The 14,693-nt window shown below is 40.4% G+C and carries 12 protein-coding genes; 7 read left to right on the top strand and 5 right to left on the bottom strand.

The features are described 5' to 3' along the window. Positions 1–130 precede the first annotated feature (130 nt). The 5 genes from PTUN_RS15350 to PTUN_RS15330 all read left to right on the top strand — a co-directional run bounded on the left by PTUN_RS15350 (position 131) and on the right by PTUN_RS15330 (position 4,365). Positions 131–853, top strand: a complete 723-nt coding sequence (locus PTUN_RS15350) for a DUF2982 domain-containing protein (RefSeq protein WP_009837863.1) — start codon at positions 131–133, stop codon at positions 851–853. A gap of 27 nt (positions 854–880) precedes the next feature. Next, positions 881–1,213 carry a hypothetical protein gene (locus PTUN_RS15345; protein ID WP_009837862.1) on the top strand — a complete coding sequence of 111 codons (333 nt, stop codon included), beginning with the start codon at positions 881–883 and terminating at the stop codon, positions 1,211–1,213. A gap of 60 nt (positions 1,214–1,273) precedes the next feature. Next, on the top strand, positions 1,274–2,947 hold the full coding sequence (locus PTUN_RS15340; protein WP_040643692.1) for an Lcl C-terminal domain-containing protein: 1,674 nt from the start codon (positions 1,274–1,276) through the stop codon (positions 2,945–2,947). Between the two features lie 9 nt (positions 2,948–2,956). After that, positions 2,957–3,466, top strand: a complete 510-nt coding sequence (locus PTUN_RS15335) for an Lcl C-terminal domain-containing protein (protein ID WP_009837860.1) — start codon at positions 2,957–2,959, stop codon at positions 3,464–3,466. Positions 3,467–3,621: 155 nt separating this feature from the next. After that, positions 3,622–4,365: a YggN family protein gene (locus PTUN_RS15330; protein WP_040643775.1), complete on the top strand. Its 744-nt coding sequence runs from the start codon at positions 3,622–3,624 to the stop codon at positions 4,363–4,365. 60 nt (positions 4,366–4,425) lie between these two features. Here PTUN_RS15330 and PTUN_RS15325 read toward each other — a convergent pair whose 3' ends face one another. Continuing rightward, a complete protein-coding gene (locus tag PTUN_RS15325; protein ID WP_009837858.1) occupies positions 4,426–6,054 on the bottom strand; it encodes a methyl-accepting chemotaxis protein in 1,629 nt (542 codons plus the stop codon). Between the two features lie 130 nt (positions 6,055–6,184). After that, complete coding sequence (rsuA, locus tag PTUN_RS15320) at positions 6,185–6,886, bottom strand: 16S rRNA pseudouridine(516) synthase RsuA (RefSeq protein ID WP_009837857.1); 702 nt, start codon at positions 6,884–6,886, stop codon at positions 6,185–6,187. Between the two features lie 63 nt (positions 6,887–6,949). Here rsuA and zapE point away from each other — a divergent pair, with 63 nt between their 5' ends. Continuing rightward, positions 6,950–8,080 carry a cell division protein ZapE gene (gene zapE / locus PTUN_RS15315; RefSeq protein WP_009837856.1) on the top strand — a complete coding sequence of 377 codons (1,131 nt, stop codon included), beginning with the start codon at positions 6,950–6,952 and terminating at the stop codon, positions 8,078–8,080. A 138-nt stretch (positions 8,081–8,218) separates the two neighbouring features. On the opposite strand, the gene PTUN_RS15310 is transcribed toward zapE, so the two are convergent. After that, entirely contained in the window at positions 8,219–11,248 is a 3,030-nt protein-coding gene (locus tag PTUN_RS15310) for a TonB-dependent receptor domain-containing protein (RefSeq protein ID WP_009837855.1), read from the bottom strand. Positions 11,249–11,521: 273 nt separating this feature from the next. Between PTUN_RS15310 and PTUN_RS15305 the strand changes: the two genes are divergently transcribed. Next, entirely contained in the window at positions 11,522–13,591 is a 2,070-nt protein-coding gene (locus PTUN_RS15305; protein ID WP_009837854.1) for a winged helix-turn-helix domain-containing protein, read from the top strand. Positions 13,592–13,598: 7 nt separating this feature from the next. On the opposite strand, the gene PTUN_RS15300 is transcribed toward PTUN_RS15305, so the two are convergent. Together PTUN_RS15300 and PTUN_RS15295 are read right to left on the bottom strand one after the other, a co-directional pair. After that, positions 13,599–13,934, bottom strand: coding sequence for a 5-carboxymethyl-2-hydroxymuconate Delta-isomerase (locus PTUN_RS15300; RefSeq protein WP_009837853.1), 336 nt, complete (start codon positions 13,932–13,934; stop codon positions 13,599–13,601). A 23-nt stretch (positions 13,935–13,957) separates the two neighbouring features. Beyond that, positions 13,958–14,548 (bottom strand): hypothetical protein, encoded by a 591-nt coding sequence (locus PTUN_RS15295; protein ID WP_009837852.1) that lies wholly within the window; start codon positions 14,546–14,548, stop codon positions 13,958–13,960. Positions 14,549–14,693 lie beyond the last annotated feature (145 nt).

Genomic DNA, 14,693 nt, shown 5'->3' with positions numbered 1-14,693 from the left:
GAGTAATTAATTAAGAGTTAATTAAAGAACGTTATGAAAAAATTAAGCGAATGCCCTTATTGTAGAACTATTCGAGCTATGGTGATCTGGGGGATACTTATGGCTATTATTTATTTTAGTTTTTATCGTTATGGTTAGGCTTTTAAAAGAGCAAATGCGCTTGGTGATCCAAGCGAGTAGTAATAAACATGGTGTCGAGACTTTTTTAGTCAGTAGTTTAGCGCTACTTATTTTAATGTTAGCGATTAAGTTAAAGCCCGGTACCATCTTAATTGCCGAAATAATGCTGATTAGTGCTTGTTTGGTGGGAATGTTAATTGGTTATTTTAAAATGACTGAACCACGCTTTAGTTTGGTTTTTTATCAAGACCAATTAGAGTTTCATCACAAATATGGTTGCTGGGAATTAACTCGCGAGAACCTTGCTGTGGCAGGAATACCTAGTATTGGTGATGAGCTGTTAAATAAGCCCCTTAATTGCGTTGGACTCAAAGTTAAAGATTACGATAGTTTTTTGCAGCAGCTTGCGCCACGTTTAGCTGCACGAATATTAATCGAACAACGACATTTATTGCGTGAGTCATTACGTGAAAAATACCAACAAATACAAGACGTAGAGTCATTTTTAGTTGAAAATACCGATTTTTGCAGTCAAAAAGGGCAGGTTTATAGTGGATTGATCGCTATGTTTGCTAATAGAATGATTAACTTACGTCAACTTATTGGCTATGATTTATTAATCCCGCTTAATATGCTGGATCGAAATGCTGATCAGTTTGTTTATTTAATTCATCGTTGGCAACTCAATGCCGAGAGTATTTTGAGTCCAGTAAGTGATGAATTATCGTTGTAATATAAAAAGCATAACAGGAACAAGATCATGAGTTTGGAAAGAGCTTATATTCTGAGTGGTCGTAATACTATTATCCACAAAGAAAAAAAGTATGACTTAGTATTAGTCAATGGTGATAATCACCCAAAGATTAAAGTGACTCAGCATGGTCTTGAACCATTTAAAGAAGAACTGCCAAAAAACCGTCGCGATGCTAAAGAGCGCTATCTTGAAGTGATGCACATAGCAAGTCCTGAGGTCTTTAGTGAAGAGAAATCTTTACTTTTTATTCAAGCACTTGACGGTCGTGAATATAAAATTGATTACACAAAAATAGGAACTAAATTGTTCGTTCGTATCCATCAGGAAAGTTACCTTTAGTAATCAATAGCTGGCTCGTTTTTTGCTTCATCTGTTTCAGTCTTAGTACAGGAATAGATTATGTATAGAAACTTGGTATGCCTCACTCTTTCAGTATGCTTAGTGACTGCTTGTGGTGGCGGTGGTGGGGGAGATTCAACAAATACACCGGCTCCACTGCCTGTAAGTAGTATTAATGCAGGTAGCGATCAAGCAGCAGCAGAAAAATCAGTTATCACACTCGCCGGTCAAGCAACACCTTCAGGTGGTGAATTCGTATGGTCACAAGTAAGTGGCCCTCTATTAAGTAATTTTCCACTCACTGGTGCAACGCAATCAGTGACATTACCATCGGTTAAGCTTACAACGCAGCTAGTATTCGATCTCAAATACACTACGCCAGCAAAAGAAATTTTGATGGATTCAGTCACTGTCACCGTGAACTCGGTTAATCAATTACCAATAGTTTCCATCAAACAAACTGCACCGGCCCAATTGCCTTCTAAATACAACGATACCATTATACTTAGTAGCGATGGTTCCAAAGATCCCGATACAGATGGGGTAATTGTTGGCTATAAATGGTTACAAACCGCAGGTGAACCATTAGAAATTACTGACTTAACTAATAAAGATTTAACCTTTACTCATCCACTGTTAGAGCAAGATAGCCAAGTGCAATTTAGTTTAACGATTACTGATGATGAGGGGGGGAAAAGTACTAACTACCATGATTTGATTTTACGAAAAACCACGCAAGTAATTGCCGCTGATGCAGGAGATGCGCAAACAGTTGGCGAGTTTGCAACCGTGAATCTCGATGCTTCAGCTTCAAAAGCCCTAACCGACAGCTATAGCTGCTACTGGCAACAAGTGTCAGGTACTTTGGTGAATTTAATTGATGCAGAGCAATGTCAGTCGCGTTTTATCGTGCCAGATATTGATATCGCCGAGCAATTAATTTTTGAGGTAACTATTACTGATGATAATAGCCGCACTGCTACGGCACAAACTCAAATAAACCTTCAACCTTTACCCCTTGGCCTTAATAATGATTCTGGTATGAATAAATGCTACAGCAACAGTGCTGCAATTAGTTGTGGTAATGCGGATTTTCCAGGCCAAGATGCAGAGCTTGGGCGTGATGTTGTTGCTGATTATCTCGATAAAGTCGGTGCTGGTACACTCGCATTTGATTTTACCAAGCTTGATGAATTTGCTGATGAATTACCTGATACTGCTACTAATTTTAGTTGTGTACGTGACAACGTAACAGGGCTGATTTGGGAAGTGAAACAAGCAAATATAGGTATTATTCCTAATACTCAACTCCGTGAAGGACAAAATAGTTATAGTTGGTTTTACACTGGCGAGGGTAATGGTGGAGTGCCAGGCTTTGCAGCTGCAGCTAAATCGTCTTGTCCAAGTGATGTTGATTGCGGTATTGAAACCTATGTCGCCCAAGTGAACGCCGCTAATTTTTGTGGGGCGAATAATTGGCGTATTCCAAGTTATAACGAATTGATGGGATTGATGGATCTCGCTAAACAAGGGAATGGCCCATTAATAGATACTGAGTATTTTCCTAATTTGCCAAACTCAAATACGCTTGGACACCTACGTTATTGGACTAAAGAAACCAGTGCTGATGGGCAAAGTTTAAATTTTGCTTGGATTTTAGATTTTCAAACCGGTAACGATTTGGCCTATCCAAAAACCAGTACCGCTTATTTACGTTTGGTAAGAACACCTTAGGAGTTGACGATGAAATATTATGTATTTGCCCTTGCGGTTGTTAGCCAAACTGCCATGGCGCAAACCTGCTATGACAAAGATTTAATCGCGACGACCAGTACGGAGTCTTTTAGTACCAGCGTTGATGGTACTGCACACGATCTTCGGACTGGTTTGATGTGGATGCGTTGTAGTTTAGGACAAACCTGGCAAAGTGATACCAGTACATGTTCAGGCAATGCATTACAAATGACTTGGCAGCAAGCATTACTAAATGCCAAGCAAACAACCTTTGCCAATTACTCCGACTGGCATTTACCAAGTACAAAAGAACTGGCGACGTTAGTTGAGCGCAGTTGTGTTAACCCTGCGATCAATAGTGAGTTATTTCCGGAGACCGTGGCTGAAAATTATTGGAGTAATACTTCAAGTATTGATATGGCTGATCACGCTTGGTCTTATGCGTTTTATAGTGGTAAAAATAATTTAAAACGTAAACAAGCGGATGTTTTTGTACGCTTAGTGCGATACGCCAAATAACGTGCAAAAATGGTTGGCAGTTATAGCATTTAAATGCCCCTTTGTGAGCTGCGGGCTTCGATTTGTTTTGAAAGCCGTTATGCAGTTTGTTACCCTTGAGCTCTCAAGGGGGACTCATGTTCAAACACGTACTCAGTTTTAAATCACGCTTCAATATGCTGCTTTTATTATGTTGTAGCACGCAGCTTTTTGCGCAAGAACAATGTGATGTGCAGCTTGGCCATGGTTTGATCATTACTGAAGATGTGATCCGAATCGTCGATAAAGGGCAAACACGAGTACAAATAAACAATGATAATCAATTGTTTATTAAAGGTCGCTGGAAAATCCTCGATGAAAAAGAGAGTCAAGTCTTGATGCAATACAGCAAAGGTTTGCGTGACACTGTGCCTGAACTTGTATCGTTAGCGACTGATGGGGTTAATTTAGGATTAACCGCGATTGAGCAAGTCGTGACAGGTTACACAGGTAAAGAGCCTGCAGTGCTTAAAGATCAATTACAGTATGTTGAGCGCGCATTGATGGATCGCTTTAAAAAAGGCGATGATTTTTTCTATATCGCACCACAATCCCTTTCTAAACTAGATGATTTTTTTGAAAAAGAAATCAGTGGTAAAATTCATTCAGCTGTTCATGGTTCACTCGGTGCTATTTTAGTTGCACTTGGCGATGCGTTTGAATCAAATGAGGGCAACATTGAAGATCGTATTTCAGATATGGGCGATCGGATGGATCTTATTGCTAAAGAAATTGACCGTTCTTTACTCCGAAAAGCGGCGCAAATGGAAAAAAAAGCAGCTGAATATTGTGGTTATTTAAAGTTGCTTGATGAGACCGAAACACAGCTTCAACAAATAGTACCAGAACTACTAGACTTTGATTTAGTTCAAGTTAAATGACTTTGACTGCTGAACTAAAAAGGCTGCGGTGCAGCCTTTTTAGTTCAAAATAAAGCTAGATTACAATTCAAATTTAGCAATTTCATGATCAAGTTTGGTGATTAAACGCTTCATTTGATCGCTCGAACTATGGGCTTGCTGTGATACTTCTGCGGTATTGCTCGCTGTATCGGAAATATTCACTATGCGCCTTGCGGTATCTTCTCCAGCTTCTAACTGCTCTTTTGCAGCGACTGAAATTTGGTGGCTCATAGATGAAATTGCCGATAAAGAAATTGCGATTTTTTCGAGTTGATCAGAGACTTTCTGCGATTTAATAACGGTTTCTTCGCTGGTGGCAATGCTTTGTGTTACTGAATTTTTAGCATCTTTGGTGGCACTTTGTAGCTTGGAAATCATTTGTTGAATTTCTTCAGTGCTCGCTTGTGTGCGCTGCGCCAGTTGGCGTACCTCATCTGCAACAACAGCAAAACCACGACCCTGATCGCCCGCACGTGCCGCCTCAATCGCCGCATTTAGCGCAAGTAAATTGGTTTGTTCTGCAATACCTTGAATAACGGATAAGACGCTATCTATATTTTTCACTTCGTCATCAAGCAGTTGAATGTTACTTCCTGCGTTTTCAATTTGCTTTTCGAGTAGGGCGATGGTTTTGGCTGATTCTTCGGTTAGAGCAAAAGCATTTTTACCTTGCAATTCAGCCTCTTTGACCGACTCTGCCGCTTGCTCTGCATTGCTCGAAACTGTGCCCGCTGAAGCCGATAATTGTGTGATGGTGGCTGCAATAATTTGAGTTTCATGACTCATTGAATGAGTTAGCTGCTCAAGTTCAATGGATCGACGCTCAGAGGCGCCACTTTGTTCATTAAGCGTATCGGATACATTTTTAATGCTATTAACTACCCCTTGCAAGCCAGTTTGCATGTAATTCATAGCGCCAATTATGCTGTCACTTGGCGCTTGACTGTATTGGGCATTATTTTTTAAGTTACCACGCGATACCTGTTTAACAACTTGTAATACATCGTTAATTTCAGCACCTAAGTTATTGATGAGAGCAAAACCAAACTTGGCTAAAATAGCCGACATGACAATCGAAATAACCACGGCATATGCTAGTAACCATTTTGCAGTTGACCAATAACGATCATCAACTTCTTTAGAGCTAATGCCGGTGCCGACATACCAGCCCCAAACTCGCGTTTTTTGTACCACAGAGGTTAAGTCTACAACTTCACCATTTCGTTCAGAGTTCCAATGGTAGGTAATAATTCGGTCTGTTTGATTACCAACTAGGCCCTCAACCATACGGCCAACGCTTGCGCCAGTGGCATCTTTAAAGTCATTAAAACTGGTGCCATGAAGTTGTGGGTCGTGAGGTGTTGCAACAAAATTAAGTTTATCATCAACAACATAAACATATTCAGAGTCATGATATTTATTTTCGCGCAATATTTGGGTCGCAAATTGTTTTGCTTGTTGTTCGGTTAATTGGCCAGACTGAGCGAGCGCTTCAAATTGATAGACAATATTGCTGGTGCTTTTCATCAGTTGATTGATGCGGGCGATGTTGTCGGTTTCACTGGCATGGCGCATTGACTGCAAACCTAGCAGCGCAATACTGACTAGAGATAAAAATAAAATCGAGACAAAAAACGTAATTTTTGAGCGTAAACTAAGCGATTTCAAAACTGACCACCCTAATTATCACAGTTGATTTAATTAGATAATAACGCTTTTTTAGCGCTCAGCTAGGTACAGCTTTATAAAAATCGCTTATTTAACATGATATTTATTAATGTTGAAAAATAGCGCGAGCCTAAATGGAATGTATTTCCTCAGCAGTCAATAGGCGATATTGACCCGGAGCTAAATCTTGATCAAGAGTAATGCCTGCGATTTTTTCGCGGTGTAATACTTCAACTTTATTACCAACCGCAGCAAACATGCGTTTGACTTGATGGTATTTACCTTCGCAAATCGAGATACGTACAGAGTATTCGGCTAGTAGCTCAACAATAGCAGGTTGGGTGAGGCCTTTTTCACCATGAAGTTGGACGCCATCACGTAACTCTTGTAAGGCATCGTCAGTCATTGGTTCTAATGTTTCAACTAAGTAAGTTTTATATTTTTGGTATTTTGGTGATGTTACTTTATGCGACCATTCACCATCGTTGGTGATAAGCACAAGGCCTGTGGTATCTAAGTCTAAACGACCGGCAATGTGCAATTTAGACATGACTGGCTCATCGAGCAATTCAAGTACTGTTTGATGTAACTCATCGCTAGTAGCACAAACGTAACCTTCAGGTTTATTGAGCATAAAATAGCGATCGCCCAGCACTTCAAGTTGTTTGTCTTGCCAAAGCACCACATCACTTTCGGTGACTTGATAATCAAAACTGGTGATCACTGTGCCATTAACTTTGGCATATTTACGTTTGATGCCAGCTTTGGTTTTAGTGCGTGGTAATTCAGTCAAATGGCTGATAAATTTATCTAATCGACAAGGGAATTTCATAGGGCTGCTCTGGCGGCTAAGTTACAATGGCGGCGAGTATAGCCGATTGCCCATGGGAGTTAAATGCAAGAACACTATTTAAGCTTGGTTGCACAGGGGCTGTTACAAGTTGATGCTGCCCAGCAGCAAGCGGTGCAGGCGCTCAATTATCTCGCTATTGAGCTCAATACTCGCAAGGAAAAGGGCACTGGTTGGTTAGCGTTATTATTTAAGCCACAGCCGCTAAAAGGCGTGTATTTATATGGTCCAGTTGGTCGTGGTAAATCGATGTTGATGGATATGTTTTTTAGCCACCTTGTTACCTCACATAAATTACGTCTTCATTTTCATCACTTTATGCTGCAAGTTCATCAAGACTTAGCCCAGTTACAAGGTCAAAAAAATCCTTTAAAAACCATCGCCAAACAGTGGCGCAGTAAAACTCACGTATTATGTTTTGACGAGTTTTTTGTGAGCGATATTGGCGATGCGATGATCTTAGCTAATTTATTTGATGCTTTGTTTGAACAAGGCGTTATTCTGGTTGCAACCTCTAATTGTGCACCTGCTGAACTTTATAAAAATGGGCTGCAGCGGCAGCGTTTTTTGCGCACCATAGATTTGCTTGAGCGTCATTGTAACTCTGTGTCATTGTTTGGATTGGTCGATCACCGGTTTGCAGCAGGAAAACTGTATCGCCATTTTTGTGTGCCAAATGATATTGATTGGCTGAAGGCTCAATTTAAAGCAAACTCATTGTGTAATTCAAAGGCTGTGAACTCATCAGGTACTTTGTTGATTAACCATCGTCAAATGAGTTATTTGGCGTGTTATCAACAGCATATTATGTTTGATTTTATGGCGCTCTGCTCTGGTCCCCGTAGTGCAAATGATTACATTGCATTGGCGCAGCAATTTAAGGTTCTTTATGTGGCTAATGTGCCTGTAATGGCAAAGCATAAAAATAATCATCAGCTAGTACAGGGCGTTGAAGATAGTTATCAACGAGGTGGTAACTTGGCTGAACTTGCGCAACTTGATGATGAAGCGAGGCGTTTTATTGCGCTAGTGGATGAATGTTACGACCAACAAGTTTTATTAGTGATCAGTAGTAATGCTGATATGCAAGCATTGTATCAAGGTGAGCGCTTAGCGTTTGAATTTGCGCGCACGGAGTCGCGTTTAGTTGAAATGCAAACTTGGTTGATATCTTAAGAGTTAAATTGTGCTCAGTGTTGACTAATTCGTCAAAGCCTTCAAGAACATCTCACCCTAAGATCCAAAATTGGACATAAAAAAGCCAGCTTTAATGCTGGCTTTGTTGGGATTATCTAATACTAGACCAATGAACTGTTAGAAGCGCACTTCAGCACTTAAATAAGCGAAACGACCAACACCACCGCCGTAGCTACTGTCAAAGTTGCCTGTGCCACCTAATACGAAAGGTCCTTTATTATCGAACACATTATTTAAACCACCTGATACTCGCATGTCAGAGCTATTGCTCAGTGCGAAATTATACGAAGCTGAAATATTGTGTGTCGTATATGAAGGTAGCTCGTGGTATGCAAGTTGTTCTGGGTTTGCGATACAACCCACATCATTTGCTGCACAGCGCTCGTTATTGGCTTCTATTGCTTTTAAATAAGAATCTGCACGCGATTGACTATCAATCATTGCGCCACGGAATTTTGTACTCCAACGTAAACGAAGCCCTTCATATGACCAAGCAAGAGACATTGATGCTCTGTCGGTAAATATGCCATTATCAAGTTGACCTGCATATTGGTTTGTTTGAATACCATCGTTGGTTGCAAAGGTTTTTGAATATTCAATTACATGGGTCAGATCCGCTTTTAGCGTTAAGCTACCAAGATCAGTTAAATCGAATTTATATTCAGCTGCAACATCATAGCCTCGGGTACGTAATTCATCTAAATTGAATGAACGTTGCAAAATTTCGATAATATTGCCTTCTGTATCGCGTGTTATATCATTACAAAAACGATTATCAGTGCCCCAAGGCAATGCTGAGTCGTAGCATTGTTGGATGATGTCGGCGTTGTCAATTTGGGCAATTGCATCACTAATTTTTATGTCGTAATAATCTACAGCTAAGCGAAAGCCATCAAGAAAACTCGGCGCAAATGTCATCCCTAAAGTATAGGTATCGGCACTTTCTTCTTTTAGTTCGGTATTACCTGTATTTGGTGAGTAGCTGTTATTACTATCTTTAAATACGCCTTCATCAGCAATAACTGCAGCAATGGTTGGTTCTTTGCGGCAATTGTCATGCCCTGGATTAGTTGAGGTTGCAGTTACACCATTACAAATATCGGTAAAGGTATCGTAATCCCCGCGTGGCGGTGAGACCAACTCAGTAATTGTTGGTGCTCTTTGGGCGAGGGCGTAGTTTGCTCGTATAGCATAACCTGCTATTGGCTCCCAAATTAAACCAACTTTATAGCTGCCAACTAAACCGGTATTTGACCAAGAATAATCAGCAATACGCGCAGATAGTTCTGCCGTTAAGTTTTTAGCCCCCGGCGCATCTTTTAATAACGGGATCGCAGCTTCGGCAAAAAGTTCAGATACTTCAACATCGCCAGAGAAGGTTGGAACTACGTTAAATGTAATGCCCCCAAACTCTTGTTCTTTACTGGTTTTTACTTTTTGTGAATCACGGCGGAATTCACCACCAAATACTGCAGTGACAGTACCTGCAGGCAATTCGAATAAATCACCCGTCATGTAGCCTAAGACATTAAACTGCTCGATATCGGTGGTGATAGTAGGGTTTGCTCGAATATAATCTGCAGCTTCAGGAGTAATTGAACCAATACCAAATAAATTTAATGGTACACAGCCATCGGCTCTGGCCGCTTCATCTTTACATTGAATGGTAACACCATCATCAGCGTATTCTGCTTGTAATGCATTGTTAACATGGAAAGTATTTAATTCGTTATAGCGATTTTGTTTTTGTTTAAATTTACCAAAACCAACTGATAAATCCCAATCCCATTGATCGTTAAATGCTGTGCCTTGTAAACCAGCCCAAGTGCGTAATGTTGTGCGCTTATTATCATTGACTATCTCGCCTACTTCACCAAAGCGACGATCCCAATAAATTCTATTTTTGTATGGGTTAGCGTCTAAAATCTCTTGCGGTACATAGGGGTTATTAATTGGGATGTAACCTGGTGCGACACGACTTGCTTCGCCAGTGATTGGATCAAGTACTAAGGCATAGGCACCTTCGTATTCATCTTCAGGCGACTTAACATTTTCTGAATCATTTTGAGCATATTGAACTTGGAAATAACCCGAAAGTGATGAGTTAAAATCATAATCAAATTTAATCGCTGCTGACATTCTATCTTCAGGAATTTTTAAATCTTCCCACTGTGCAGAGTTGACACCAAAACGCTCTTCGTTATCTTTCCAATCATTACGCAATCCACTTTCGTCATACCAAAATTGGGTGCCATTTTGGCTTGCCTCTAAAAAGACACCGCCTAATGTGCCATCGCTACGATCGCGCCAATCTGCTTTTGTGATATCAGCCATACATTGATAGTCATTTTCAGTGTTCATTTCGTTACACATTTTGGTTGTGTTGTAACGGTAATCCGTTTCTATAGCAGCGCGTTTGCGGTCATTAAAACTAATACCTAATTGGCGATCAATTGTGGTACTGAAAAACAGATAACCATTTTCATTATCAAATGAGGAGCCATAGCTCAAATCAAGGCTAAACTCTTCAGCCCCGCCTTCGGTTGAACTTCCTGCTCGCGCTTTTATTTCAGCGCCTTCTTTTTTACTTTGAGTAATAATATTAACCACGCCAGCAACAGCGTCAGAACCATAAGTTGCTGAGGCTCCACCAGAAATAATTTCTACTCTATCAACCATACCGGTCGGGATCGTACTTAAACTGACATAATTACCACTGTAGCTATTTGAGACAACGCGGCGGCCATCAATTAGTGTTAAAGTACGATTAGTGCCTAAGTTACGTAGGTCAATCGTCGAAAGACCGGTATTTTGTACACTCGATTGCGAGTTAGTATTACTGCTACCTTCGCTGATTGCTGGAAATCCCTCAACCAAAATTTCTGACAAAGATCCTAAACCAGAATCTTGGATTTCAGCTTTGTCCATCGTAACTAAAGGCGTTGCAACTGAAAAACTGTCTCGACGAAGACGGGAACCTGTCACGGTAATTTTTTCTGGAAGTTCGTCTTTTGCAGTAGAACTTTGGGGAGCAGCATCGTTGATTACTGTCTTTTCTATTGATTGTTCATTAGCATATGTTTGACCGATAAAGGCGCTACTGATAGCACAGGCGATCAGACACTTTTTAAAAGTGATGTACTTCATTTTTATTTCCCTTGTTTTTCTAGTTGTTGTGTTTTTGTCTGCTCAGTTTTATGGCAATGTTGAATAAATCGCAATCTAAGGTGTCTCTATTGTTAACCGTTTCTATCTCTATTTAATATCTATTGGTTTATTTATAAATTAATCAAGGTGTTAAGTTGGTTCTTGAAGTGGGTAATATTACTTTGTTACATCGTATTTTTTGCCTTTTAAGATAAAAATTAGGTATGCTGAGTAACAATTTAGACTGGATTATTTACTGGATTTGGATAACAGATGTTAACAAAAACGCCATTTCGTATTGGTAGTTATCAGATTAACCCGTTAGAAAACACGGTTGTAAATCAAGAACAAACGAATAGCTTGCAGCCAAAATTTATTGAAGTTTTGGTTTTTTTGGCATCGCAACATCCTAATATCGTTACTCGTGAGCAAATTATAAATGCGGTGTGGGATGGTAATGGTTATGTGGGCGAAAAAGCCCTCACTAATGCGATTTGGCATTTACGAAAAACCTTGGTTGATAAACCAACGCAGCAAGAATATATCGAAACAATTCGTAAAACAGGTTATCGACTGCTGTATCAACCCCACTATCAAGAGTTAGAGTCACAGCTTGCTGAGTCACTGCTGATCAAACAATGGTATGCAAAATGGCCCATAAAATGGTTAAGTGCGATAGCATTTATGGGCGTATTTATATTAATAGGCTTATTTGTTGGTTTGTTTTCACGGCCAAGTGTCGCCCCCACTTATGGCGACCCTGAATTATTAACCCAGTATCCTGGGCGAGAGTTGTTTCCGGCGATGTCTGAAGATGGCCGCTATTTATTGTTTTCGTGGCGCAAAATGGATCGTGATACTGATCTATACCTCAAAGATTTATCACAACCTAGTGTTCCACCTAAAAACATAACCAACAGTGAGTTTGTGGAGTCGCGGCCAATTTGGTCCAGTGATAATCAAACGATTTATTACTACCGAAAAAAACAAAAATGCCAAATCATTGCCCAACATTTGGAAACAGACGATGTGACTGTGATTGGTCATTGTGCGGCTTCTGGGGGTGGGGCGTTGGCGCTATTTAAAGATGATACTCGCTTACTCTACATCGGGAAAACCGAAACGGATGATGCCAATGCCATTTATCAGCTTGATTTAACAACGCAACACCGAGAAAAGTTAACCTGTGTTACAAGTTGTCATTTTGATGAGGAATACGTAACACTATCGCCTGATGAGCTTTCTATGATAGTAGTACGAAGCTTGTCGACAGGCCAACACCAGCTTGTTTTACACACATTTTCAACACAGCAAGAACAGGTTTTATTAACTTGGATGCATACCATTCGGGGCGTTTCGTGGCATCCAAATTTAGCAAAGTTGGTGTTTGCCTCACATGAAAATGGCAAACGGCTGGGTTATGAAATGGATATGAAAACGAGGGAGCTCACGAAATTACCCGTGCAAGGGTTTAGTTATCCGCGTTACGATGCAAAAGGCGATATCTACTATCATAATTGGCAAATGGGCACAGCCATTATGCGCATCGAGCTTGATGCGCAAATTAACTCTGCCCCTTTTCCTTTATTACAATCAGATTATAACTTTCGATACCCTAATTTTTCGGCTGCGGCCAATAAGCTGGTCGTGGTCTCTAATGAATCGGGAGGCGATGAGCTGTGGCTAGCCAGTTTAGATGGTACAAATCGCACCCAATTAACCGAGCTTAACGCCGTGGTGCGTGACCCAGTTTGGTCTCATGATGGCAGGTTTATTGTATTTAATGCCATTACGCTTACCGAAAATGTTCTGTACTTATTAGATGTTGCGACCCGCCAAGTTCAGGTATTGAATACGCAATTTGCATTTCATTACAAGGCGAGCTGGTCATTGGATGATAAAGCTATTTTTGTCAGCGATGGTAACGATGTATTTAAGCTCACGTTAGTAGATCAATTACTTGAAAAAATCACCGATAATGGCGTGCGTTATTTGGTCGAGTCAGCGCCAAATACCTATATTTACAGCAAAAAAGATGACAAAGGTCTGTGGACTAAATCAGCCCATGAGGCTGAGCGCAGCCTGTTTGATGATGTGAAATTACCCAGCAGCACCGGTTGGCAATTAACCAAGCAGGGCATTTACTACTTTAAGGTCCGTGGTCATGATTACCGCTTGGGCTTTTATAATTTCAGTACTGCTCAGCACCAAGATTTATTACGTGTACCAGAGCGTACTTATAGCCGTACCCGCGGTATGGCGTATGTGCCAGAGCGAAACTGGCTGTTATTTACCGGCTACGAAACACCGCAAGTCGATATCAAGCGATTAGTACAAAAATAGCCTGCGGCTATTTTTGTTGTTTGCGGTAGCTTTGTTTATTCATTTCAACAATTTCAACACTAAGACAACCTTCATTGGGCCAATAATGTTGTAAGCAGTCGAGTAAACAATCACTGAGTTCTTGTTTTTGCTTCTCGTTGCGACCACTTAAAATGCGGGCTTGAATATGGATAAAGCTATCGCTTAAATTACCCAGTGCAAAATGTTGATAAATTATGGCGCGACTTTTAACGCTGGGTGCATCAAACAAGCCGCACGATAAAGCAGCTTGTTGGACTTTATAGACCATGTCCTGTGCTTGGTTGGCTAAGTTATCAGATAACTCAATCACTAAATGTGGCATCGAAACCTCTTTTCTATTAATGCTTAAAAGCGGTAGCTAAACCCTGCACTGGCTTGAAATTGAGTCAGTACATCGCCATCAAAATGCCATAAACACTGGTCGTCGTTATTTTTTGACGCATCACAGCTAATTTTACTGTTATCGTTTACTAGGGTATTGATCCAGCGAGTTTCAAGTTGAAAGCGAGCTGCATGGGTGAATTGGTATTCAATCCCAGTATATAAACCGATGGCAAAGTAATTATCTGACTCTGTCCAGCTTGGTTTTACTGTATTGATGCCAAGGTGCGCACCAAAATAGCCATTTAAGTCTTGATACAAAGGGTACTCAACGGCACTTTGAAAGGCATAATACTGCATCGATAACTGAGTATTCAGTTGTTGCTCAAGTGTTGACTCAAACTTGGCGTAATACAAACCATAGCGGGCATTTGGCTTAGCACGTTCAATACTAAAGGCTATGTGACTATCGTTTGCGATTTCAATTTTTTTTGCTTCTTTGGTGGTCAGGGTTTGGCTGAAGGTTTTACCCGCTTGAGTGCTAATAATAACGCCTGCATAGCTAAGCTGGCTAACACTAAGTAAAATTGCACTTGCGATTAACTGTTTTAACATCTTTTTATTCTCAAAAAAATCATCATGTTATTGAAGCACATTCTGACTCAATCAACCAAGTAAATTATCTGACTGCGCCATCATAGTGATAGTCATATCAGTGTCATAAAATTGATACTTTTTACCGTTAAAGTGGGCAAAAAAT

It is taken from the genome of Pseudoalteromonas tunicata, assembly GCF_002310815.1.
Lineage (GTDB): Bacteria > Pseudomonadota > Gammaproteobacteria > Enterobacterales > Alteromonadaceae > Pseudoalteromonas > Pseudoalteromonas tunicata.
The sequence above is the reverse complement of the archived record's forward strand: the minus strand, read 5'-3'. Positions and strand labels throughout refer to the sequence as shown.

Coding starts and splice junctions, on each gene's coding strand:
- rsuA (WP_009837857.1), bottom strand. CDS start 6,886: ATGAAATTCCCTTGTCGATTAGATAAATTTATCAGCCATTTGACTGAA.
- PTUN_RS15330 (WP_040643775.1), top strand. CDS start 3,622: ATGCTGCTTTTATTATGTTGTAGCACGCAGCTTTTTGCGCAAGAACAA.
- zapE (WP_009837856.1), top strand. CDS start 6,950: ATGCAAGAACACTATTTAAGCTTGGTTGCACAGGGGCTGTTACAAGTT.
- PTUN_RS15305 (WP_009837854.1), top strand. CDS start 11,522: ATGTTAACAAAAACGCCATTTCGTATTGGTAGTTATCAGATTAACCCG.
- PTUN_RS15340 (WP_040643692.1), top strand. CDS start 1,274: ATGTATAGAAACTTGGTATGCCTCACTCTTTCAGTATGCTTAGTGACT.
- PTUN_RS15350 (WP_009837863.1), top strand. CDS start 131: ATGGTTAGGCTTTTAAAAGAGCAAATGCGCTTGGTGATCCAAGCGAGT.
- PTUN_RS15295 (WP_009837852.1), bottom strand. CDS start 14,548: ATGTTAAAACAGTTAATCGCAAGTGCAATTTTACTTAGTGTTAGCCAG.
- PTUN_RS15310 (WP_009837855.1), bottom strand. CDS start 11,248: ATGAAGTACATCACTTTTAAAAAGTGTCTGATCGCCTGTGCTATCAGT.
- PTUN_RS15335 (WP_009837860.1), top strand. CDS start 2,957: ATGAAATATTATGTATTTGCCCTTGCGGTTGTTAGCCAAACTGCCATG.
- PTUN_RS15345 (WP_009837862.1), top strand. CDS start 881: ATGAGTTTGGAAAGAGCTTATATTCTGAGTGGTCGTAATACTATTATC.
- PTUN_RS15300 (WP_009837853.1), bottom strand. CDS start 13,934: ATGCCACATTTAGTGATTGAGTTATCTGATAACTTAGCCAACCAAGCA.